This is a genomic window from Bacillus sp. mrc49 (assembly GCF_002803435.1).
In genome coordinates, this window is sequence record NZ_PHNG01000193.1 from 1 (window position 1) to 888 (window position 888).

Here is an 888-nt window from a genome sequence, read left to right on the forward strand (position 1 = left end):
AGTTTTTCATGAATATAATCATGCGTTTTCTTATCAACGGGTTAGTATTGCTCGTTATTGACTGGCTTCTCGACTCCATCACGATCAAATCTTACGGTACAGCCCTGCTGGCGGTATTCATATTATCCATCATGAACTTGCTGGTCAGACCCATATTAAAGCTGATTACATTGCCGATCACCATCCTGACGTTTGGATTGTTTTCGTTCATTATCAATGCCTTCACATTCCAAATCACTTCCTACGTAGTCAGTGGCTTTGACATACATTCCTTTTGGGGAGCTTTAATCGGATCGTTATTATTGAGTTTCATTCAAAGCCTGCTCATAAAAAAGAATAAAAAAAACCGTCAGTAGGCTGCTGGCGGTTTTTTCGCATCCGATCGCCTTCATTAACAAGCTTCGATATTTCCCGGGCTATTCCCCTATATTCCGCCAGCCATCACTAGCTGTATTCTCTCATTTTTGACAAACCAGAAGGAAATAACGGGATCCATCCATAATCTTACATATACATGCCATTTCCCCTGGAAATGAACATGAATCGATTTATGGAGGAATAACATGTTCAGAAAACATGAACCAAGATTTATCCTATCCCTTTTATTCGTGCTTGCTTTCTTTATTCCCGTTCTCACCGACGCCTCATCATCCGCAGCGGCTGGAGCTGGCTCTTTGTCCTCTCCTTATTCCGTCGCCCAGGCCATTTCCAATCAAGACGGCGCAATCAAGACGGTCTCTGGATATGTGGTGGGTCAGCCCACTTCTGCCAATGTAGTCATAACGAGCGGCTATCCAAACGATTATGCCTTGGCATTAGCTGACAGCCCTTCGGAAACAAACATGGCCAACATGGCGTATATTCAGGTCCCCGCCTCTTTTCGCCCTG

The 888-nt window shown here is 44.1% G+C and carries 2 protein-coding genes; both read left to right on the forward strand.

Features of this window, described 5'->3' with window-relative positions:
• A partial coding sequence (locus CVN76_RS01345) for a phage holin family protein (protein ID WP_332850581.1) occupies positions 1-356 on the forward strand: 356 nt, incomplete at its 5' end.
• Between the two features lie 207 nt (positions 357-563).
• Positions 564-888: DUF6359 domain-containing protein (locus tag CVN76_RS01350; RefSeq protein WP_232732047.1), on the forward strand; the 325-nt coding region annotated here is incomplete at its 3' end.